At 70.7% G+C, this 20,345-nt stretch carries 22 protein-coding genes; 6 read left to right on the top strand and 16 right to left on the bottom strand.

Annotated elements, in window-relative coordinates:
• Positions 1-80: 80 nt before the first annotated feature.
• Complete coding sequence (locus FCN22_RS10930; protein ID WP_238384675.1) at positions 81-893, bottom strand: enoyl-CoA hydratase/isomerase family protein; 813 nt, start codon at positions 891-893, stop codon at positions 81-83.
• A gap of 26 nt (positions 894-919) precedes the next feature.
• Positions 920-2,518, bottom strand: a complete 1,599-nt coding sequence (locus FCN22_RS10925; RefSeq protein ID WP_137121577.1) for an ABC-F family ATP-binding cassette domain-containing protein — start codon at positions 2,516-2,518, stop codon at positions 920-922.
• A gap of 178 nt (positions 2,519-2,696) precedes the next feature.
• On the opposite strand from FCN22_RS10925, the gene ypfJ reads away from it, so the two are divergent.
• Both ypfJ and FCN22_RS10915 read left to right on the top strand, forming a co-directional pair.
• Positions 2,697-3,602, top strand: coding sequence for a KPN_02809 family neutral zinc metallopeptidase (gene ypfJ / locus FCN22_RS10920; protein ID WP_137121576.1), 906 nt, complete (start codon positions 2,697-2,699; stop codon positions 3,600-3,602).
• A 5-nt stretch (positions 3,603-3,607) separates the two neighbouring features.
• The gene (locus FCN22_RS10915) at positions 3,608-4,006 is read left to right on the top strand and encodes an antibiotic biosynthesis monooxygenase (RefSeq protein WP_137121575.1); all 399 of its coding nucleotides are present in this window, start codon (positions 3,608-3,610) and stop codon (positions 4,004-4,006) included.
• Positions 4,007-4,214: 208 nt separating this feature from the next.
• Here the strand turns inward: FCN22_RS10915 and FCN22_RS10910 are convergent, their stop codons facing one another.
• From FCN22_RS10910 to FCN22_RS10855, 12 genes are all read right to left on the bottom strand, one after another.
• Complete coding sequence (locus FCN22_RS10910; RefSeq protein ID WP_137121574.1) at positions 4,215-5,000, bottom strand: MBL fold metallo-hydrolase; 786 nt, start codon at positions 4,998-5,000, stop codon at positions 4,215-4,217.
• 61 nt (positions 5,001-5,061) lie between these two features.
• A complete protein-coding gene (locus FCN22_RS10905; RefSeq protein WP_238384674.1) occupies positions 5,062-5,883 on the bottom strand; it encodes an alpha/beta fold hydrolase in 822 nt (273 codons plus the stop codon).
• Positions 5,873-6,178: a transcriptional regulator gene (locus FCN22_RS10900; protein WP_137121573.1), complete on the bottom strand. Its 306-nt coding sequence runs from the start codon at positions 6,176-6,178 to the stop codon at positions 5,873-5,875. Before FCN22_RS10900 ends, FCN22_RS10905 begins: the two co-directional genes overlap by 11 nt.
• Positions 6,175-6,876 (bottom strand): acVLRF1 family peptidyl-tRNA hydrolase, encoded by a 702-nt coding sequence (locus tag FCN22_RS10895; protein WP_162308187.1) that lies wholly within the window; start codon positions 6,874-6,876, stop codon positions 6,175-6,177. Before FCN22_RS10895 ends, FCN22_RS10900 begins: the two co-directional genes overlap by 4 nt.
• 22 nt (positions 6,877-6,898) lie before the next feature.
• On the bottom strand, positions 6,899-7,252 hold the full coding sequence (locus tag FCN22_RS10890; protein WP_137121572.1) for a metal-sulfur cluster assembly factor: 354 nt from the start codon (positions 7,250-7,252) through the stop codon (positions 6,899-6,901).
• Positions 7,249-7,767, bottom strand: coding sequence for a Fe-S cluster assembly sulfur transfer protein SufU (gene sufU, locus FCN22_RS10885; protein ID WP_137121571.1), 519 nt, complete (start codon positions 7,765-7,767; stop codon positions 7,249-7,251). The genes FCN22_RS10890 and sufU overlap by 4 nt, the downstream gene beginning before the upstream one ends.
• Complete coding sequence (locus tag FCN22_RS10880) at positions 7,767-9,110, bottom strand: SufS family cysteine desulfurase (protein ID WP_137121570.1); 1,344 nt, start codon at positions 9,108-9,110, stop codon at positions 7,767-7,769. The genes sufU and FCN22_RS10880 overlap by 1 nt, the downstream gene beginning before the upstream one ends.
• 14 nt (positions 9,111-9,124) lie before the next feature.
• On the bottom strand, positions 9,125-9,883 hold the full coding sequence (gene sufC, locus FCN22_RS10875) for a Fe-S cluster assembly ATPase SufC (protein WP_137121569.1): 759 nt from the start codon (positions 9,881-9,883) through the stop codon (positions 9,125-9,127).
• Positions 9,884-9,892: 9 nt separating this feature from the next.
• Positions 9,893-10,255, bottom strand: coding sequence for a non-heme iron oxygenase ferredoxin subunit (locus FCN22_RS10870; protein ID WP_238384673.1), 363 nt, complete (start codon positions 10,253-10,255; stop codon positions 9,893-9,895).
• Positions 10,252-11,460 carry a Fe-S cluster assembly protein SufD gene (gene sufD / locus FCN22_RS10865; protein WP_137121568.1) on the bottom strand — a complete coding sequence of 403 codons (1,209 nt, stop codon included), beginning with the start codon at positions 11,458-11,460 and terminating at the stop codon, positions 10,252-10,254. Before sufD ends, FCN22_RS10870 begins: the two co-directional genes overlap by 4 nt.
• Positions 11,461-11,545: 85 nt before the next feature.
• Positions 11,546-12,970 (bottom strand): Fe-S cluster assembly protein SufB, encoded by a 1,425-nt coding sequence (gene sufB / locus FCN22_RS10860; RefSeq protein ID WP_137121567.1) that lies wholly within the window; start codon positions 12,968-12,970, stop codon positions 11,546-11,548.
• Positions 12,967-13,689, bottom strand: coding sequence for a helix-turn-helix transcriptional regulator (locus FCN22_RS10855; RefSeq protein ID WP_373681295.1), 723 nt, complete (start codon positions 13,687-13,689; stop codon positions 12,967-12,969). The genes sufB and FCN22_RS10855 overlap by 4 nt, the downstream gene beginning before the upstream one ends.
• A 158-nt stretch (positions 13,690-13,847) precedes the next feature.
• On the opposite strand from FCN22_RS10855, the gene FCN22_RS10850 reads away from it, so the two are divergent.
• Positions 13,848-14,558, top strand: a complete 711-nt coding sequence (locus tag FCN22_RS10850; RefSeq protein ID WP_238384672.1) for an ABC transporter ATP-binding protein — start codon at positions 13,848-13,850, stop codon at positions 14,556-14,558.
• Positions 14,555-15,331 (top strand): ABC transporter permease, encoded by a 777-nt coding sequence (locus FCN22_RS10845; RefSeq protein ID WP_238384671.1) that lies wholly within the window; start codon positions 14,555-14,557, stop codon positions 15,329-15,331. The genes FCN22_RS10850 and FCN22_RS10845 overlap by 4 nt, the downstream gene beginning before the upstream one ends.
• Positions 15,332-15,400: 69 nt before the next feature.
• Here the strand turns inward: FCN22_RS10845 and FCN22_RS10840 are convergent, their stop codons facing one another.
• The gene (locus tag FCN22_RS10840) at positions 15,401-15,730 is read right to left on the bottom strand and encodes a hypothetical protein (protein WP_137121566.1); all 330 of its coding nucleotides are present in this window, start codon (positions 15,728-15,730) and stop codon (positions 15,401-15,403) included.
• A 311-nt stretch (positions 15,731-16,041) separates the two neighbouring features.
• On the opposite strand from FCN22_RS10840, the gene FCN22_RS10835 reads away from it, so the two are divergent.
• Positions 16,042-16,992: a COX15/CtaA family protein gene (locus FCN22_RS10835; protein WP_137121565.1), complete on the top strand. Its 951-nt coding sequence runs from the start codon at positions 16,042-16,044 to the stop codon at positions 16,990-16,992.
• A 72-nt stretch (positions 16,993-17,064) separates the two neighbouring features.
• Here the strand turns inward: FCN22_RS10835 and FCN22_RS10830 are convergent, their stop codons facing one another.
• A complete protein-coding gene (locus tag FCN22_RS10830) occupies positions 17,065-18,021 on the bottom strand; it encodes a heme o synthase (RefSeq protein WP_137121564.1) in 957 nt (318 codons plus the stop codon).
• Positions 18,022-18,196: 175 nt separating this feature from the next.
• Here FCN22_RS10830 and tkt point away from each other — a divergent pair, with 175 nt between their 5' ends.
• The gene (gene tkt / locus FCN22_RS10825; protein ID WP_238384670.1) at positions 18,197-20,344 is read left to right on the top strand and encodes a transketolase; all 2,148 of its coding nucleotides are present in this window, start codon (positions 18,197-18,199) and stop codon (positions 20,342-20,344) included.
• The last annotated feature ends 1 nt before the right edge of the window (position 20,345 follow it).

Below are 20,345 nucleotides of genomic sequence, written 5' to 3'. Positions count from 1 at the left end.
CCACTCCACCCGCCCTGCCCGCTCACGCGGACGGCGGCTCGCCTCGTTGACCTCAGTCCGAGAACACCGCTGGCGGCCGGTTACTTCCCCTGCTCGGCCGCCATGGCGGTGAGCAGCCGGGACTGGGCGGCACGTTCGGCCGCGCACTGATCAGCTCCGGGGGCGTCGACTGCGTTGCGCAGCAACGGCTTCAGCTCCCGGAGCGCGGCCTGCGGTGCTTCCAGTATGGCGTCCGCCAGATCGCGCGTCGTCGCGTCCAGGTCGTCACGGGGCACAGCGAGCTGGGCCAGCCCCAGTCGGACCGCTTCGTCCGCGTGCACGAGGCGACCCGTGGCACAGATCTCGAGGGCCCGGGCGTACCCCACCTGCCGGACCAACGGGGCAGTGCCCCCGAGGTCGGGGACCAGGCCAAGACTCGTCTCCTTCATCGAGAACGCCACGTCGTCCGCGGCGACCCGGAGGTCACAGGCCAGTGCCAGCTGGAAGCCGGCGCCGATGGCGTGCCCCTGCACCGCCGCGATCGTGACGGCGGGCACCGAACCCCACACGGTGAAGCCCTCCTGGAACCCGCTGATCGACTCCTCCAGCGACGCGGCACCGCTGCGCGCCAGCGCCGGCAGCGACGTCTCCCCGGGGACACCATCAGGGGTGAACATGCGCCGGTCGAGGCCGGCGGAGAACGACGAACCGGCCCCACGCACGATGACGACCCCCACGTCCGGGCCGAGGCCCCTTCCCACCTGCGCGAGGGCCGACCACAGGCTCGGTGTCTGGGCGTTGAGGTGGGACGGGTCCTCCAGGGTCAGGACGACCAGACGGCCCTCCCTCTCGACGTGCAGCATCGGGTGCGGCCGGGTGGTCTCGGATCGTGGGGTCTCGGGTGGTGGCGTCACAGCCGAGACTGTAGGCGATCGCCCGCTCAGGCCAGCGCGACGAGGTCGCGGTAGTCGGCGCTCCAGTGGTCCTCGACGCCGTCCGGCAGCAGCAGCACCCGCTCGGGCTCCAGGGCCTCGACCGCGCCCTCGTCGTGGCTCACGAGCACGACGGCGCCCTTGTAGGTGCGCAGCGCTCCCAGGATCTCCTCGCGGGAGGCGGGATCGAGGTTGTTGGTGGGCTCGTCGAGCAGCAGGACGTTGGCCGAGGAGACCACGAGCAACGCCAGGGACAGCCGGGTCTTCTCACCGCCGGAGAGGACCCCGGCCGGCTTGTGCACGTCGTCGCCGCTGAACAGGAACGAGCCCAGCACCTTGCGGGTCTCGGTCTCGCCGAGGTCCGGCGCGGCACTCTTCATGTTCTCCAGGACGGTGCGGGTGACGTCGAGGTTCTCGTGCTCCTGGGCGTAGTAGCCGAGCTTGAGGCCATGGCCCGCCCGGACCTCGCCCGTGTCGGGCGAGTCGATCCCGGAGAGGATCCGCAGCAGGGTGGTCTTGCCTGCGCCGTTGAGACCCAGCACCACGACCCGCGAGCCCCGGTCGATGGCCAGGTCGACGTCGGTGAAGATCTCCAGGGAGCCGTAGGAGCGAGACAGGCCGCCTGCCGTGAGTGGGGTCTTCCCGCACGGCGACGGGTCGGGGAAGCGCAACTTCGCCACCTTGTCGCTGGCCCGCTCCCCCTCCAGGCCGGCGAGCATGCGCTCCGCACGACGAGCCATGTTCTGGGCTGCGACGGCCTTGGTCGCCTTCGCCCGCATCTTGTCTGCTTGCGCCAGCAGGGTGCTGGCCTTCTTCTCGACGTTGGCCCGCTCCCGGCGCCGGCGGCGTTCGTCGGTCTCGCGCTGCTGCAGGTAGGCCTTCCACCCGACGTTGTAGAGGTCCATCTCGGCCCGGTTGGCGTCCAGGTGGAAGACGCGGTTGACCACCGCCTCGAGCAGGTCGACGTCGTGGCTGATGACCACGAGTCCGCCCTGGTAGGCCTTGAGGTGGTCGCGCAGCCACAGGACGGAGTCGGCGTCGAGGTGGTTGGTGGGCTCGTCCAGCAGCAGGGTCTGGGCGCCGGAGAAGAGGATCCGCGACAGCTCGACGCGCCGTCGCTGGCCGCCGCTGAGCGTCTCCAGCCGCTGGTCGAGGATCCGCTCCTCGAGCCCCAGGCTGGAGGCGATCGAGGCGGCCTCGGACTCGGCCGCATAACCGCCGCGCGCCGTGAACTCCGCCTCGAGCCGCGTGTAGCGGGCCATCGCCCTGTCGCGCGTCTCGTCGTCAGCACTGGCCATGGCGCCCTCGGTGTCGCGCAGCTGACGGATGATGACATCGAGCCCCCGGGCGGAGAGGATGCGGTCGCGTGCCAGGACCTGCAGGTCGCCCGTGCGCGGGTCCTGCGGCAGGTAGCCGACCTCGCCCGAGCTCATGACCTGCCCCTGCGCCGGGGCGCCGACCCCGGCCAGGACCTTGGTCAGTGTGGTCTTCCCCGCGCCGTTGCGGCCGACCAGTCCGATCCGGTCGCCCGAAGCGATGCGGAACGTCGCCCCCTCCAGCAGCAGGCGGGCGCCGGCGCGCAGCTCGATGCCGGTGGCGGCGATCACGGCGGGTCCTCCTTCGGTCGATTCTGCGGCGCACTGCGCCGGACGGCGTCACACGGTCCCGGGCACAGCACGGCACCAGTCCGCACGGGGCGGAGATCGGTGTGACCGGGGATCTGGTGGTTAGTCTACGTGCAGCATTGGCACCGGGCGGCCACGCCCGTACACGGCCGGAGGGCCCATGAGCTTCAACGACAACGTGCAGATCGACACCTCGTCCACGAGCGGCGGAGGGGGTGGGCGTGGACCCGGCGGTGGCGTGGCGGTCGGCGGGGTCGGCGGCGTGATCCTGCTGATCATCGCGCTCCTCTTCGGCGGAGGCGACATCTTCGGCGGCTCGGGCTCGCCGGGCGGTCAGGCCGCGCCTCAGCAACAGCAGCAGGGCTCCTCCGAGCAGTTCGCCAAGTGCAAGACGGGCGCGGACGCCAACAAGTACGTCGAGTGCCGTGTCATTGCCACCCAGAACAGTGTGGAGGCGTACTGGAAGAAGGAGCTGCCCCGTTACGGCCAGAACTACACCAAGGCGCAGCTGGTCCTCTACCAGGGATCCACGCAGAGCGCTTGCGGCCTCGCGTCCAATGCGGTCGGACCCTTCTACTGCCCCACCGACCAGACGGTCTACATCGATGCCAGCTTCTTCGACGAGCTGACCAACCGCTTCGGCGCCGACAGCGGTGCCCTGGCCCAGGAGTATGTCGTGGCTCACGAGTACGGCCACCACGTCCAGGACCTGCTCGGACTGCTCCAGAACGCCCAGCAGGACCCCCAGGGTGCCGAGAGCGGTGCGGTGCGCACGGAGCTGATGGCCGACTGCTTCGCCGGCCTGTGGGCGCACAGCGCCGCCAACACCAAGGACGCCAACGGCACGACCTACCTCAAGCCGTTGACGCAACGGGACGTGCAGTCGGCGCTCTCCGCCGCGGCGGCCGTGGGCGACGACCGGATCCAGCAGAAGGCCCAGGGCCGGGTGACGCCGGAGTCGTGGACCCACGGCTCGAGTGCCGAGCGGCAGAAGTGGTTTCTCACCGGCTACCAGAGCGGCGACGTGAACCAGTGCGACACCTTCAACGCAGCGAGCCTGGGCTGACGCGCATGCTGATGCTGCACGGACGTCTGGCATCGGTCCCGGGACGGAGGGACGAGCTCTTGGGCATTCTCCTCGAGGGCCAGGACTCCGAGCCCATGCCCGGCTGTCGCCTCTACCTCGTTGCTGTCGACGTAGACGATCCGGACGGCGTCTGGGTCACGGAGGTGTGGGACTCCGAGGACGCCCACACCGCTTCCCTCGAGCTCGAACACGTGAGGGAACGGATCACCCGTGCCATGCCGTTGATCGACCGATCCGGCATGCGGCAACAACGCCTCGACCCACGAGGTGGCGTGCCGGACGCAAAGGCCCTGAGCCCACGTGGGGCCAGCCCTCCTGATCATGCCCCCAGCCGCGACACCCTACCGGCCACAGGCACCGGCGAACCCCGTGACACCCGCTAGCCACACGACCTGCGGGAAGCGCCTCCGGACGGACGCCGGCGGAACCTTGCTTCGATGGGGCCATCGCCGAAGCGTGCCCGAGCCACGACGAGCAGCAGGCTCCAGGCATCACTGGACCGGCTCGCCATACTCGCCGAGAACGAGTGAGCCGGCCGCTGGCGCAAGCTGGGGGCCGGCGCCTCGCGGCACGCGATCCGCTGCCGGCCGGTCAACGGAGCCGGACGGCAAGGTCCGCCTCCGACAGTTCGTCGGCGAGGACCACGGGGCCGTCATACTCCTGCCTGGCCTGCTGCTGCGAGCGCTTCCGATCGTTGCCCGGCCAGAAGTGAGTGAGGACGAGGCGGCCGACATCGGCTCGACGCGCGAGACGCCCGGCGTCGATGGAGGTCATGAGCAGCGGGTCCTCGGGGGACCCAGGGTGCTGCTGCGTCCGGTCGGTCGCCTCGCACAACAAGAGGTCGCATCCACCGGCGAGCTGTTCCAGCTGCGGGCACGGGGCCGTGTCCCCGGTGTAGACGAAGGAGCCTGCGGGTGCATCGAAACGGACGGCGACGTTGGGGAGGTGGTGCGGGGTCGTGACCGCGGTGAGTCGCCAGGGCCCCACGACGATCTCACCAGGCAGGGCCACGAAGTCGAGGACCTGACTCGGGCCGTCAGGATCCTCGGGGTCGATCCCCGACAGGGTCTGCATCACCTGCGGTGGCGCGTACAAGGGCAGTCGGTGCCCTGTCCCGTGCATGGGGGCTGCATAGCGCCGCGCCCGGTAGAGCCCGTGGACGTCCACGAGATGGTCGGGATGTGCGTGTGTCACCACCACCGAGTCAACCTTTTCCGCGTCGCCACCCAGCACCGTCATCAGCCGGGACAGCGCACCGTAGCCCAGGTCGACCACCACTCGATGGCCGTCCAGCACCAGCAAGAGGCCGGCGCACGCTCTGCCGGGCTCGGGCCACGCACCGCAACTGCCCAGGATCCGCACGCTTGCGTTGGTCACTCGGCACAGCCTAGGGAAGCGGGCCCCGTCGGAGCAGCGTGCGCCGAGAGCCAGAGCCACCTCAGACGTCCCCGGCTCGCTCCCGCAGGAAGCGCCGCACCGTGGACGAGACGTCTCCGGCGAACTCGTCGAAGAACCCGTGCCGACCCCCCGCGATCGTGACGAGCTCCGCTCCGCGGATGCGCTCGGCTATGAGCTGGGCGTTCACGACAGGCGCCATCAGATCATCGCTGCCGTGCATCACCAACGTCGGCACAGCGACCTCGCCGAGCCGGTCCGCAGCATCGTGCCGAGCGCTGACGCGCAGGTGGAGAGCCTGCGCCCGCGAGGTCATCGTCGGGTCCCCCAGCAGCTGGCTGCGCCGTCCGTGTCCGAACCAGTCGGGGGTGTACTTCAGCCGCAGCAGGGCCCGCGTGCGCTCACGCGGATCTGGTTGCGACAGCTCCCTCCTGACTTCCTGGCTCCGCTCGACGGCGACCGCGCCACCGGGCGACGTGCAGGCCAGCACCAGCCTCTCGACGTGCCCGGGAGACTGTATGGCGAGCATCTGCGCCACCCCTCCCCCCATGGACGTGCCGTAGACGAAGGCACGTGGCGCCCCCGACGCGTCGAGCACCTCGCGGGCATCGTCCGCGAAGAGGCTGGTGGACCACTTGTCCTCCGCGGCGCGCGTCCCACCCGTCCCGCGGTAGTCGAAGGTGATGGTGCGGTGGGTGTCGGCGAACCGCTCCCGCAGACGCGTCCACCACGTGTGCGAATTGGCTTGTCCCTGCAGAAGGAGCAGCGCCGGCGCGTCGGCTCGGCCTGACTCCTGCACGGCGAGTGCGGTTCCATCGGCAAGCTCCACGATGCTGTGCCGCACCACGGACTGCTCAGGCCTCACCGAGCAACTCCGTGAGGGTGTGGCGGTAGCGGTCGAACGCCGCCTGTCCCGCGGACGTGATGTGCACCGAGGTCTCCGTGCTCCCCCGACGTCGCGACTTGGCCATCTCCACGTAGCCGCCCTCGTCCAGCTTGCGCAAGTGGGTGATGCGGTTGCCCGCCGTCAGATCGAGCAGCTGCTGCAGCCGCGCGAAACTGAGCGTGTTGTCGGCGCCGATCCCGGCCAGGGTCACCATGATCCGCAGCCTGGCAGGAGCGTGGATCAACGAATCGAGACCCTCGGTGGCCGCGCTCATGTGCCGGAGCCGCCTCTCGCGCGGGCGTCCGGCGAGTCACGCTCCTCGTCCGGCACCAGCGTTCCTCTCGACAGCGGTTCGTCGATGCCGATCCGCACGGACCTGCCCCGCCCCACCGCCTGTCGCAGGACCTCGAGCCGCGGGTCCGGCAGGTTCCACAGCTCCCGGCGCGGCAGCCGCGCCAAGGCGGCCAGCCGGCGGTCGGCCAGCACGTCCCGCACCAGCGCGCGGTCGCCGCCGACCACCAGGGCCGAGGGTGGCGAGCCCGGAGCAGGAATGATGATGCGTATGACGTGTTCCACCACCGAGCCGACCAGCGCCTCCGCCTGGTTGCCGCGTCGACGGGCGAAGCGCTGCTGCGACCAGCCGCCCGCCGCGGTGCGGGACTGCACGTAACGGGTCCCGCACTTGTGGCTGGTGAGCGTGCGGCCCTCGGCCCGCCCCACGGCATACCCTCCCCGTCGCACGAGGACGAGTCCGAGTGCCGCGGGCGGTGCGGCCCACTGTGCCAGTCCCTCCCCCATCACCGGAGGCGTCCCGCTCGCGGCGAAGGGCGTCAGGGACGCGCGAGCCCCGTCCGCTGCGCTGAGCAGCAGGCGGGGCCCGTCGGTGGTGCGGTCGGTCGCGCCATGGCGCTCCGTGAATCCTGCGACCCACCGGTCGATCCGCTCGGGATCGACCTCGAGCCAGCGCGTCACGCGGCCATGGCTGCCATGGCGGTCAGACGTTGAAGCCGAGGGCGCGCAGCTGCTCGCGGCCGTCGTCGGTGATCTTGTCCGGGCCCCACGGCGGCATCCAGACCCAGTTGATCCGGTGGCTGACGACGACGTCCTGGAGCGCCTGGCCCACCTGGTCCTCGATGACGTCGGTGAGCGGGCAGGCCGCGCTCGTAAGCGTCATGTCGATGATGGTGTGCGAGTGCTGGTCGACGGTCACGCCGTAGACGAGTCCGAGGTCGACCACGTTGATGCCGAGCTCGGGGTCGACCACGTCGCGCAGCGCCTCCTCGACATCGGCGACGTTGGGCGGGGTCGGTGTGCTGGCAGCGGTCGTGCCAGTGGTGGTCTCACTCATGAGGTCTCCCTGCTGGTGCTGGCGGGTTCTGGGGTTGGTCCGGCCTCACGGCCAGTCTGGTCGGGGATCGCGGTGATGTCGACCCCGGCCCGGGCGAGGGCGTCGGTCAACGCCGACCACCCGAGCATGGCGCACTTGATGCGCCCGGTGTACTTGGAGACACCGGCGAAGGCGACGCCGTCACCGATGACGTCCTCGTCGCCGCTGTCGGCGCCACGGCTGGTGAGCATCGTCCGCATGGCGGCGTAGACGCGCAGGGCCTCCGGCACGGTGCGGCCGATGACCTCGTCGGTCAGGACGGAGGTCGAGGCGGTCGAGATCGAGCAGCCGAGCGCGTCGTAGGAGACGTCGCGGATGGTGGCCGTGTCCCCCTCGCCCTCGAGCCGCACCCGCAGGGTGACCTCGTCACCGCAGGTCGGGTTGACGTGTTCCACCTGGCTGTCGAACGGCTCGCGCAGCCCGGCATGGTGCGGTCGCTTGGAGTGCTCGAGGATGAGCTCCTGGTAGAGATCCATCAGATGCTCACCTCGAAGACCTCCGGGACGCGGTCGAGAGCCGCGAGGAGCGCGTCGACCTCGTCGAGAGTCGTGTATGGCGCGAAGCTCGCCCGGGTGGTCGAGCTCAGCCCGAACCGGCGGTGCAGCGGCCACGCGCAGTGGTGGCCGACGCGCACGGCGACACCCGAGTCGTCGAGGACCTGGCCCACGTCGTGCGGGTGCACGTCCTTGACGACGAACGAGACGGCGCCGACGCGGTCGTCGGCGTCGGTGGGGCCGACGACCGTGACCCAGGGGCGATCGGCCAGGCCGGCCAGCAGGGCGGCGATCAGCTCGTGGTCGTGTGCGGCCAGCCGGGACATGTCCAGGGCGGTGAGGTAGTCGCAGGCGGCGGCCAGGCCGACGGCCTGCGCCGCCATCGGCACACCGGCCTCGAATCGCTGCGGCGGCGCGGCATACGTCGAGCCCTCCATCCGGACGACCTCGATCATCGAGCCCCCGGTGAGGAAGGGCGGCATCGCCGCGAGCAGCTCGGCCCGGCCCCAGAGCACCCCGATGCCCATCGGGCCGAGCATCTTGTGCCCGCTGAACGCGAGGAAGTCGACGCCGAGCCCGGCCACGTCGACGGGCAGGTGCGGCACCGACTGGCACGCGTCGAGCACGGTGAGGGCACCGACCTCTCGCGCACGTTCGACCAGGGTGGTGACGGGGTTGACGGTGCCCAGCACGTTGGAGACGTGGGTGAAGGCGATCACCTTGGTGCGCTCGCCCACCACGGTGTGCAGGTCGGACAGGTCGAGCCGGCCCTCGTCGGTGAGCCCGAGCCAGCGCAGCGTGGCCCCGGTCCGCCGGGCCAGCTCCTGCCACGGCACCAGGTTGGCATGGTGCTCCATCTCGGTCACGACGATCTCGTCACCGGGACGCAGCACGAATCGCTCCGCGACCTCGGGGTCCACCCCGGTCATGGCCCCGGGAGCACCGGCGTTGCTGAACGCGTAGGCCACGAGGTTGAGCGACTCGGTGGCGTTCTTGGTGAACACGACCTCGCCCGCCGGGGCGCCGATGAAGCGCGCCACGGTCTCGCGCGCGCCCTCGAAGGCGTCCGTGGCCTCCTCCGCGAGCAGGTGGGCACCGCGGTGGACAGCCGCGTTGTGCTGTTCGTAGAACGCCCGCTCCGCGTCGAGCACCCGCACCGGCTTGTGCGAGGTGGCGCCCGAGTCGAGGTAGACCAGCGGGCGGCCACCGCGCACGGTCCGGGTGAGGATCGGGAAGTCGGCACGCAGCCGCGCGACCTCCGGTGCCGTGAACGCCGTGGCACCCGCAGCCGAGCCGGATCGGGTCGGGCGGGTGGTGGTCGTCACAGCCGCCACGGCGCTCAGGCCTCGACCCTCGCGAAGCGGTCGTAGCCCTCGGCCTCGAGGCGGTCGGCCAGCTCGGGGCCACCCTCCTCGGCGACCTTGCCGTCGATGAAGACGTGCACGAAGTCGGGCTTGATGTAGCGCAGGATCCGCGTGTAGTGGGTGATCAGCAGGATGCCGACGTCGCTGCCGCTCCGGACCCGGTTGACGCCCTCGGACACGATCTTGAGGGCGTCGACGTCGAGGCCCGAGTCGGTCTCGTCCAGGATCGCGAAACGCGGCTTGAGCAGTTCCATCTGGAGGATCTCGTGCCGCTTCTTCTCACCACCGGAGAAGCCCTCGTTGACGTTGCGCTCGGCGAACGAGTCGTCCATCCGCAGGTTGCCCATCGCGTTCTTCACGTCCTTGACCCAGTGCCGCAGCTTGGGCGCTTCGCCGTCCACGGCGGTCTTGGCCGTGCGCAGGAAGTTGGAGACGCTGACGCCGGGCACCTCGACGGGGTACTGCATGGCGAGGAACAGACCGGCGCGGGCGCGCTGGTCCACGGTCATCGCGAGCACATCCTCGCCATCGAGGGTGACGGTGCCACCGGTCACGGTGTACTTGGGGTGGCCGGCGATGCTGTAGGCGAGGGTCGACTTGCCCGAGCCGTTGGGGCCCATGATCGCGTGCGTCTCACCCGACTTCACCGTCAGGTCGACGCCGCGCAGGATCTCCTTGACGCCGTGCTCGGTGTCGACGGTGACCGTGAGGCCACGAATCTCGAGGGTTGCCATAGGTTCAGTTCACTTTCCGGTAGCTGAGGGGTTCATGGGGTCCGCGCCGACGAAGACGTCGCCGTCCTCGATCTTGACCGGGTAGACCTGGACGGGACGGGTGGCCGGCAGGCCCGTGGGTGCGCCACTGCGCAGGTCGAAGCGCGAGCCGTGCAACCAGCACTCGACCTCGCCGTCCTCGACCTCGCCCTCGGACAACGAGATGTTCTCGTGCGTGCAGGTGTCGTCGATGGCGTGCACCGCCCCGGACGACTCGCGCACCACGGCGATGGCGTGCCCGTCGATCTCGACGCACACCGCGCCCACGTCGGGCAGGTCGTCCAGCGAGCAGACCTTGACGAAGGTGCCCTGGCTGGTGTCGATCTCGGTCACGCTGTCACCTCCGGTGCCACGGACGGGATGTCGTCGATCGTGGCCTCACCCATCGACACGGCCAGCTCGGCGTCGATGGCGACCATCAGTGGCTCCTGGACCTCCGGCACACCGATCCGGTGGATGATGTCGGCGAAGAAGCCGCGCACCACGAGCCGGCGCGCCATGTCCTCGGGGATGCCCCGCGACTGCAGGTAGAACAGCTGCTCGTCGTCGAACCGACCGGTGGCGGAGGCGTGCCCGGCGCCGATGATCTCGCCGGTCTCGATCTCCAGGTTGGGCACCGAGTCGGCGCGCGCGCCGTCGGTGAGGACGAGGTTGCGGTTGAGCTCGTAGGTGTTGGTGCCCAGCGCCTCGGCCCGGATCAGCACGTCACCGACCCAGACGGTGTGCGCCGTCTCCCCCTGCAGTGCGCCCTTGTACTCCACGTTGGAGATGCAGTTGGGCGTGCCGTGGTCGACGAACAGCCGGTTCTCCTGGTGCTGCCCGGCGTCGGCGAAGTAGACGCCGAGCGCCGTGGCGTCGCCGCCCGGCCCGGCGTAGCGAATGTTCGTGCAGACGCGCACCACGCGTCCACCCAGGGTCACCGCGATGTGCTTGAGCCGCGCGTCGCGACCGACCAGCGCGTCGTTCTGGGCCAGGTGGATCGCGTCCTCGTCCCACTCCTGCACGGTGACGAAGGTCAGGTCGGCGCCGTCGCCGACCCGGATCTCGACGTTGCCGGCGTGCTGGGCTCTACCGGAGTGGGCGAGCACCACCGTCGCCTTGCTGAAGGCGCCCGCGTCGACCACGGTGTGCCCGTTGCCGCGCCGCCCCTCATGGCCGGTCAGCCGCACCACGACGGGTTCGGTCAGCTCGGCCTCGGCCGGGATCCCGACATACATCGCCGAGGCGGTCCCGGCCCAGCCGGCGACCGCGGCCCGGTCGGCGGGGACGAAGGCCGTGCCGACCCGCGCGTCGTCCATCGGCAGGTCGAGCAGCTCGACCTGCTCGGGGGCCGAGGTCTCGCGGGTGATGGCACCGTCCTCGCTGCCCTCGATGGCGAACAGCCCGACCAGGCGGTCGACCGGCGCGAAGCGCCAGTCCTCCTCCCGCCCGCTCGGCTCGGGGAAGTCCGCGACGTCGAACGACGTCTTGCGCGCCGCACGTGACTCGTCCGGGATGAACGCCCCCTCTGTGTGGGGCTTTTCGGTGATCAGTGACATGTTTCCTCTGAGGCGTCGGTGATGGCTCGGGGTCCCCGCGAAGTGTCGGTGAGGCGAAGGAGCGGAGAACGTCGTGGTGCATCCATCAACCGACCGCTCCTTCCATCTGCAGCTCGATCAGGCGGTTGAGCTCGAGGGCGTACTCCATCGGCAGCTCACGCGCGATGGGCTCGATGAACCCGCGCACGATCATCGCCATGGCCTCTTCCTCGGTCAGACCGCGCGACATCAGGTAGAACAGCTGGTCGTCGCCGATCTTGGAGACGGTCGCCTCGTGGCCCATCTGCACGTCGTCCTCGCGGACGTCGACGTAGGGATAGGTGTCCGACCGGCTGATCTGGTCGACCAGCAGCGCGTCGCAACGCACCGTGGCCTTGCTGTGGTGGGCACCGTCCATGATCTGGACGAGCCCGCGGTATGACGACCGCCCGCCTCCGCGCGCCACCGACTTGGAGACGATGCTGGAGGAGGTGTAGGGCGCCGCGTGCACCATCTTGGCGCCGGCGTCCTGGTGCTGGCCCTCGCCCGCGAACGCGATCGAGAGGGTCTCGCCCTTGGAGTGCTCGCCGAGCAGGAACACGGCGGGGTACTTCATCGTCACCTTGGAGCCGATGTTGCCGTCGACCCACTCCATCGTGGCGCCCTCGGCGCAGCTCGCCCGCTTGGTCACCAGGTTGTAGACGTTGTTGGACCAGTTCTGGATCGTCGTGTAGCGCACGCGGGCGTTCTTCTTCACGACGATCTCGACGACGGCCGAGTGCAGCGAGTCGGACTTGTAGATCGGTGCCGTGCAGCCCTCGACGTAGTGCACGTAGGAGCCCTCGTCGGCGATGATCAGGGTCCGCTCGAACTGGCCCATGTTCTCGGTGTTGATCCGGAAGTAGGCCTGCAGCGGGATGTCGACGTGGATGCCCGGCGGGACGTAGATGAACGAGCCGCCCGACCACACCGCGGTGTTGAGCGAGGCGAACTTGTTGTCGCCGGCCGGGATCACCGAGGTGAAGTACTCGCGGAACAGGTCCTCGTGCTCGCGCAGGCCGGTGTCGGTGTCGACGAAGATGACGCCCTGCTGCTCGAGGTCCTCGCGGATCTGGTGGTAGACCACCTCGGACTCGTACTGCGCGGCGACGCCGGCCACGAGCCGCTGCTTCTCGGCCTCGGGGATGCCCAGCCGGTCATAGGTGTTGCGGATGTCCTCGGGCAGGTCATCCCAGGAAGCGGCCTGGGACTCGGTCGACTTCACGAAGTACTTGATGTTCTGGAAGTCGATGCCGGTCAGGTCGGAGCCCCACGTCGGCATCGGCTTCTTGTCGAACAGCCGAAGCGCCTTGAGCCGCAGCTTGGTCATCCACTCGGGCTCGTTCTTGCGAGTCTGCGAGATGTCGCGCACGACCTCCTCGGACAGGCCTCGTCGCGCCGTCTCGCCGGCCAGGTCGCTGTCGGCCCAGCCGTACTCGTAGGTGCCCAGCCCCTTCAGGCCGGGGTTGAGCTCTTCAATGTGGGTGCTCATCGAGAGAACCTTTCATCAGAGGTGTGCTGGGACGGGCGTGCCGTGCGCTCGGGGGTGGACGGGGTCGGGATGAACGTGGTGCAGACGTGCTCGCCGCCGGCGAGCGTGGCGAGGCGCTGCACGTGCACCCCGAGCATGCGGGAGAAGGCTTCGGTCTCGGCCTCGCAGAACTGCGGGAACTGCGCTGCGACGTGCTGCATCGGGCAGTGCCCCTGGCACAGCTGCACGCCCGCGAGCGGCCCGCCCTGGCCGACCGGCCGCGCCGAGGCAGCGTAGCCCTCGGCCGTCAGCGCCCGGACCAGGGCATCGGTGCGCGATGCCACGTCGTCGTCAGCTGCCTCGAGCTCCGCGGCACAGCGTGCCTCCAGCTCGGCGATGCGCTGGCGCGCAAAGGCGGACACGGCGTCCTCGCCCGCCTGCTGCTCCAGGAACCGCAGCGCGGCGGTGGCCACACCGTCATACGTGTTGCGCAGGGTCCGGTGCCCGCTCTCAGACAGGACGTAGCCGCGTGCGGGGCGGCCGCGCCGGCGCAGCCCGGCCGTCGCGGGCTCGCGCTCGTCCAGCGTGCCGTCCTCGACGAGGGCGTCGAGGTGCCGTCGCACCGCGGCAGGGGTCAGCTGCAGGTGCTCGGCCAGTCCGGCTGCGGTGATCGGGCCCTCCTCGGAGACGACGCGCAGCACCCGCTGTCGGGTGCTCGCTTCCATCTCTTCGATAAACACCACACCAGTGTGACGTAATTCCCCCGAGACCTCCAGAAAGGCTCACCTAACCTGACGGCCGCCCGGACGTGATCCTCGTCATACTCTCACCCGCCCCCCGCGCGAGGCGGCCCACCGCGGTCGGAAGCGCTCAGGGCGGCTGCCTAGACTCGGTGGTCGTGACCGATGCCGTGCGCCTGCGCAACCTCGCCAAGCGCTTCGGTCGCGTGGCGGCCGTGGACGGAATGACCTGGTCGGCGCAGCCGGGGCGTGTCACAGCGGTCCTCGGCCCCAACGGTGCGGGCAAGACCACGACCATCGAGTGCGCCGAGGGACTGCGCCGCGCGGACACCGGAGAGGTGCGCGTGCTCGGCGAGGACCCCTGGGGAGCCGGCGCCGACCACCGCGCCAGGGTGGGTGTGATGCTGCAGGACGGCGGGCTGCCCACCGGGAGCCGCCCCCTGCGCCTGTTGCGCCACCTGAGCCAGATGTATGCCGCGCCGCTGCCCCTCGAGCCTCTGGTCGAGCGTCTCGGCATCGCCGACTTCGACCGGACCACGGTGCGACGCCTCTCCGGCGGCCAGAAGCAGCGCGTCGCCCTCGCGGCAGCGCTCATCGGCCGACCCGAGGTGGCCTTCCTGGACGAGCCCACGGCCGGCCTGGATCCGCACGCCCGCCGCGACGTGTGGGACCTGGTGCGCGAGACCCGCGACTCCGGCTGCGCGGTGGTCGTCACCACGCACTCCTTCGCGGAGGCCGAGCGGCTGGCGGACCATGTCGTGATCGTCAGCGCAGGGAGGGTCGTCGGGGCCGGTTCGCTTCGCGAGCTGACCGCCGCGTGCTCGCTGGAGGACCTCTACTTCGACCTGACCGGGGAGGGCGACCGATGACCGCGGCGCCCACAGCCCCCGACAAGTCGATGGTCGCCGCGCCGGCCCGCGACCGGGTGCTGGCCCAGGCGCGGTTCGAGGCGGGGACCCTGCTGCGCAACGGCGAGCAGCTGCTCGTCTCCCTCGTGCTGCCGTGCCTGGCGTTGGTCGCGCTCACCCTCTCGTCGGTCCCGTCGCTCGGCGCCGGTCGCCGCGTCGACCTGGCCGTGCCGGGCGTGATCGCGCTCGGGATCCTCTCCACGGCGTTCACCGGACAGGCGATCGCGACCGGGTTCGACCGCCGCTACGGCGTCCTGCGGCTGCTCGGGGTCTCTCCGCTCGGCCGGTCCGGCTTGCTGGTGGCCAAGGCACTCGCGGTCCTGGTGGTCGAGGCGCTGCAGGTGGTGGTCATCGGTGTGATCGGCCTCGGTCTGGGCTGGGAGCCGCACTGGGTGGGTGTCCTCCCGGCGCTGCTCATCGGGCTGCTGGGCACCTGGACCTGGGTGGCCCTGGCCCTCCTGCTCGCCGGGACGGTGCGCGCAGAGGGCGTCCTCGCCGTCGCGAACCTGCTGTGGATCCTGCTGCTCGGGCTCGGCGGCGTGATCCTCCCCCGCGACCAGCTCTCCGGCGCCGCGTCGACCATCCTCGCGTTCCTGCCCTCCAGCGCCCTCGGCGACGGGTTGCGCACGGCCTTCACCCAGGGCCGGCTGGACCTCGTCCCCCTGGTGGTGCTCCTCGTGTGGGGCGCCGTGGCCACGCTGCTGGCCTCCCGGCTGTTTCGCTGGTCCGACTGAACGGCTCGCCGGCCCGACGTGGGGAGTGATCGTGGGGTTTGCGACAGCGGGCTGTCGCAAACCCCACGATCATTTCCTACGGGTGAGACCGGCGCCGACCACCACGTCGGTCCCCGACTCGGTGCGGGGCCGCCTCACCACGGCGGCGTGCAGGGCCACCACGGGAGCCAGCAGCAGCGCCGCCCCGATCCAGACCGGGTGCTCCCCGAATCCGCAGGCGAGCAGCAGCAGGACGGCGAGGACTCCGGGCAGGACGAGGTATGGCGCGTCGCGTCGCCTCGAGCGCGCCGGTCGCATCAACCAGGCGAGGCGCGCTGCCATCAGCCCCATGACCGCGTAGGCCACCGCTCGCGCCGGCTCCGGCGTGGTCAGGGCCGACCAGGTCCCGGCGGCCACCATCGTGGCCGCGGACGCGCCGGCCAGGCGGTCGCCGGGGGCACCCCTCGCACGCCGACCACGTGCTCGAGCGCCGTGACGTGCCGCGTCCGCTGGCGCAGGACGCGAACCGGTGGCGAGATCGTTCGGGCGAGGGTCGGCAGGGGTTGCGCGGGGTGCCACGTGGACAGGGCGAGCGGGCCTCGTCAGGTGCCGGGTCGTCATACCCTCCAGTCAGCCAGCCGAGGGGCGGGCGCACCATCGGCCACCACCCCGAGCCGTCCCTGAGCCGACCCTGATCCGGCCCTGAGCACCGCTCGACCTACCATCGGGGGGTGGCAACCCCCTCCCCTCGGGCCTCGCTGTGGCTGCGGCGCGTCCTCGTCTTCAACCTCGTCGTCGAGGTGCTCATCGTCGTCACCGGTGGGCTGGTCCGGCTCACCGGATCGGGCCTCGGCTGCCCGTCCTGGCCGCACTGCGTGCCGGGGTCGTTCGTCCCGGTCGCCCACCAGGCGCAGGGCTTCCACAAGTACATCGAGTTCGGCAACCGGACGCTGACCGGTGTCGTGAGCATCGCGGTGGTCGCCGTGATCGTCGGGCTCTGGTTCTGGGCGCCGACGCGCCGCCGACTGCTGCGACCGGCGTTCCTCGTCCTCGCGGGAGTCGCCGCCCAAGCGGTGATCGGGGGCATCACGGTCCGCACCGGCCTCAACCCGGCGATCGTCGCCGGGCACTTCCTGGTGTCCATGCTGCTCGTCGCCACGTCCGCGTGGCTGCTCGAGCGCTACGACGAGGGCGACGGGCCGCCACGGACCCTTGTGCGACCCGAGATCCGCGGACTGGCCGCGCTGGCGAGCGTGCTCGCGGCCGTGATCCTGGTGCTCGGCACCCTCGTGACGGGCTCGGGACCGCACTCGGGCGACGCCCAGGAGCCCGCCCGCCTCGGCCTCGACCCGCGCTCCATGTCGTGGTTGCACGCCGATGCGGTGATGCTCTTCGTCGGTCTCGTCGTCGCCGTGCTGCTCGCGGTCAAGGTCACCGACGCGGGCGCGCGTCCCCTGCGCGCCTGGCTCCTCGTGCTGGCCGTGACCCTGGGCCAGGGCGTCGTCGGTTACGTGCAGTACTTCACCGGGCTTCCCTGGCCGGTCGTGCTCGTGCACATGCTCGGGGCGAGCCTGCTCGTCGTCTCCCTGGTGCACGGAGTGCTCAGCCTGCGCGTGCGCGAGCCCGTGCCCCTCACCGCGCCGGTCGCGCACGCTCCCGACACGGCCGAGGCGCCCGCCTGAGATTGATGGCAGGACGCCCTGCCGTGCCAGTTCCGCGGGTCCGTGGACTCTGCACCCGGCTGGGCCGAGCGGTCAGAGGGAGAGGTGCAGCAGAGGGTCGATGGCCACGCCCAGGAACAGCAGCGTGAGGTAGCTGATCGAGTAGTGGAACAGGCGCATCGCGCGGAGCGCCTTGGCGTCCGCGCCGGCCCGGGCCCGGGACAGCAGGCGGTGCGCCTCCACGAGGAACAGCGCGCCGGACACGACCGCGACCACCAGGTAGAGCCAGCCCATCGACGCGACCGGCACCAGCGCCAGGGAAGCGGCCACCGTGGCCCAGGTGTAGAGCACCACCTGGCGGGCCACCGCGAGGTCCTTGGCCACCACCGGCAGCATCGGCACGTGCGCCGCCGCGTAGTCCTCCTTGAACCGCATCGACAGCGGCCAGTAGTGCGGCGGGGTCCAGAAGAAGACCACCAGGAACAGGACGACCGCCGGCCATTCGACCTTGTTGGTGACGGCCGACCACCCGATGAGCACCGGCATACAGCCCGCGACCCCACCCCACACGATGTTCTGGGACGTGCGCCGCTTGAGCAGCATCGTGTAGAAGCCGACGTAGAGCACGATCGCGCCGAGCGAGAGTGCGGCCGAGAGCCAGTTCACGAGCAACCCGAGCCACACCACCGAGAGCGCGCCCAGCACGATGCCGAAGACCAGGGCCGCCCGCGGGGTGATCGCTCCCGTGACCAGGGGCCGGTTCGACGTGCGGTGCATGACCTTGTCGATGTCGCGGTCGAGGTAGCAGTTCAGGGTGTTGGCCGAGCTCGCCGAGAGCGTGCCGCCCACGAGGGTCGCGGCGACCAGCCACGCCGGCGGGAAACCGCGCTCGGCCAGGAACATCACGGGAAAGGTCGTGACAAGCAGCAACTCGATGATCCGGGGCTTGGTCAGCGCCACGTAGTCGTGGACCACGCTCCGGAACCCGCCGGTCCTGACGGCACCGGAGCCAGTCGTCGACGCGTGGGAGCGCGGCTCGAGAGCGGTCACGATGTCCTTCGGTCGGTGGTGCGGTGGGAGTGTGTCGTGGCGGGGGCGGATGGCCGTGCCGAGTCTATCTCGCCGAGACCTCCACCCGGGCCCGGCCTACCCGAGGCCGCCGTGCCCTGACGGGACTAGGCTCGCCACGAGCGAAGGACCACCAGCCCACGAAGGAGCCGTGATCGTGACCGCAGGGACCGAGCAGAACCGACTGGGCCGGCGTGACCCCGCCCTGGCCCTCCCCGTCGCCGACCAGGTCGGCTGGAACGACCTCGACGTGCGTGCCGTCGACACGGTCCGCGTGCTCGCGGCGGATGCCGTGCAGAAGACCGGCAACGGTCACCCCGGCACCGCGATGAGCCTCGCGCCGGTGGCCTACCTCCTCTACCAGAAGGTCATGCGCCACGACCCGAGCGACGCCCACTGGCTCGGCCGCGACCGGTTCGTCCTGTCCTGCGGGCACTCCAGCCTCACGCAGTACATCCAGCTCTACCTGTCCGGCTACGGCCTGGAGCTGTCCGACCTGGAGGCCCTGCGCACCTGGGGGTCCAAGACGCCCGGCCACCCCGAGGTCCACCACACCACCGGCGTGGAGATCACGACCGGCCCACTCGGCTCCGGGCTCGCCTCCGCAGTCGGTATGGCGTTCGCCCAGCGTCGCCAGCGGGGCCTGTTCGACCCCGACGCGGCACCCGGCGAGAGCCCGTTCGACCACCACATCTACGTGCTGGCGTCCGACGGCGACATCATGGAGGGCGTCTCGTCCGAGGCGAGCTCGCTGGCCGGTCACCAGGAACTGGGCAACCTCACCCTGATCTACGACGCCAACCAGATCTCGATCGAGGACGACACCGACATCTCGTTCTCCGAGGACGTCGCCAAGCGCTACGAAGCCTACGGCTGGCACGTCGAGACGGTCGACTGGCGCGAAGGGCACCCCTACACCGAGAACGTCGACGCGCTGTATGCCGCCATCGAGAGCGGCAAGCACGTCACCGACAAGCCGACCCTCGTGGTGCTGCACACCATCATCGCGTGGCCGGCGCCGACCAAGCAGGACACCGGCGCCTCCCACGGCTCGGCCCTCGGCGCCGACGAGGTCGCAGCCACCAAGCGGCTGCTCGGGTTCGACCCCGAGCAGAACTTCGCGGTGGAGGACGACGTCATCGCCCACGCCCGTCAGGTGGTCGAGCGCGGACAGAAGGCGCACGCCGACTGGCAGCCCTCCTTCGACGCCTGGCGCGAGGCCAACCCCGAGCGGGCCGCACTCTACGACCGGGTTTCCGCACGCCAGTTGCCCGACGGCTTGGATGAGGCCCTGCCGACCTTCGAGGCGGACGAGAAGGGACTGGCCACCCGCGCGGCGTCGGGCAAGGTCCTGAACGCCCTCGCCGACGTGATGCCGGAGCTCTGGGGTGGGTCGGCCGACCTGGCCGGCTCCAACAACACCACCATGGAGGGCGTCCCGAGCTTCATCCCCACTGGCAAGCAGACCGAGGAGTTCCAGGGCAATCCCTACGGCCGCACGCTGCACTTCGGCATCCGCGAGCACGGGATGGGGATGATCCTCAACGGCATCGCGCTCGAGGGACTCACCCGGCCCTACGGCGGCACCTTCCTGGTCTTCTCCGACTACATGCGGCCGGCGGTCCGGCTCGCGGCCATCCAGCAGCTGCCCGTCACCTACGTGTGGACGCACGACTCGATCGGCCTCGGCGAGGACGGGCCCACCCACCAGCCGGTGGAGCAGCTGGCCGCGCTGCGCGCCATACCGGGCCTGGACGTCGTCCGCCCGGCGGACGCCAACGAGACCGCCGTCGCCTGGCGCACGGTGCTCGGTCACCACGACCGGCCCGCCGCGCTGGCGCTCACCCGGCAGGCCGTGCCGACGGTCGACCGGTCCACCTACGCGTCCGCCGACGGTGTCGCCCGCGGCGGCTACGTGCTCGCGGAGGCGGATGGCGGCACGGCCCAGGTCATCGTCATCGCCACCGGCTCCGAGGTCAGCATCGCGCTGGACGCACGCGCCACCCTCCAGGCCCAGGGCGTGCCGGCCCGGGTGGTGTCCATGCCCTGCCGCGAGTGGTTCGAGGCCCAGGACGACGCCTACCGTGAAGAAGTGCTCCCCCACGGTGTCCGGGCGCGGGTCAGCGTCGAGGCGGCCGTCGCGTTCGGCTGGCGCGACCTCGTCGGCGACGCCGGGCGCTCGGTCAGCCTGGAGCACTTCGGTGCGTCGGCCGACTACAAGGTCCTCTACCAGGAGTTCGGCATCACCGCGGAGGCCGTCGTCTCCGCCGCACAGGAATCCATCAAGGCTGCAGGAGGCAACTGAC

Source organism: Segeticoccus rhizosphaerae, from assembly GCF_005222685.1.
GTDB lineage: Bacteria > Actinomycetota > Actinomycetes > Actinomycetales > Dermatophilaceae > Segeticoccus > Segeticoccus rhizosphaerae.
Note: the sequence above shows the minus strand (reverse complement) of the source record. Positions and strands in the feature narration are given on the sequence as shown.

Excerpts from the sequence above, each read along its gene's own strand:
- sufD (WP_137121568.1), bottom strand. The coding sequence starts at position 11,460 with ATGTCACTGATCACCGAAAAGCCCCACACAGAGGGGGCGTTCATCCCG.
- sufB (WP_137121567.1), bottom strand. The coding sequence starts at position 12,970 with ATGAGCACCCACATTGAAGAGCTCAACCCCGGCCTGAAGGGGCTGGGC.
- sufC (WP_137121569.1), bottom strand. The coding sequence starts at position 9,883 with ATGGCAACCCTCGAGATTCGTGGCCTCACGGTCACCGTCGACACCGAG.
- FCN22_RS10840 (WP_137121566.1), bottom strand. The coding sequence starts at position 15,730 with ATGGTGGCCGCCGGGACCTGGTCGGCCCTGACCACGCCGGAGCCGGCG.
- FCN22_RS10915 (WP_137121575.1), top strand. The coding sequence starts at position 3,608 with ATGCTGATGCTGCACGGACGTCTGGCATCGGTCCCGGGACGGAGGGAC.
- FCN22_RS10845 (WP_238384671.1), top strand. The coding sequence starts at position 14,555 with ATGACCGCGGCGCCCACAGCCCCCGACAAGTCGATGGTCGCCGCGCCG.
- ypfJ (WP_137121576.1), top strand. The coding sequence starts at position 2,697 with ATGAGCTTCAACGACAACGTGCAGATCGACACCTCGTCCACGAGCGGC.
- sufU (WP_137121571.1), bottom strand. The coding sequence starts at position 7,767 with ATGGATCTCTACCAGGAGCTCATCCTCGAGCACTCCAAGCGACCGCAC.
- FCN22_RS10900 (WP_137121573.1), bottom strand. The coding sequence starts at position 6,178 with ATGAGCGCGGCCACCGAGGGTCTCGATTCGTTGATCCACGCTCCTGCC.
- FCN22_RS10890 (WP_137121572.1), bottom strand. The coding sequence starts at position 7,252 with ATGAGTGAGACCACCACTGGCACGACCGCTGCCAGCACACCGACCCCG.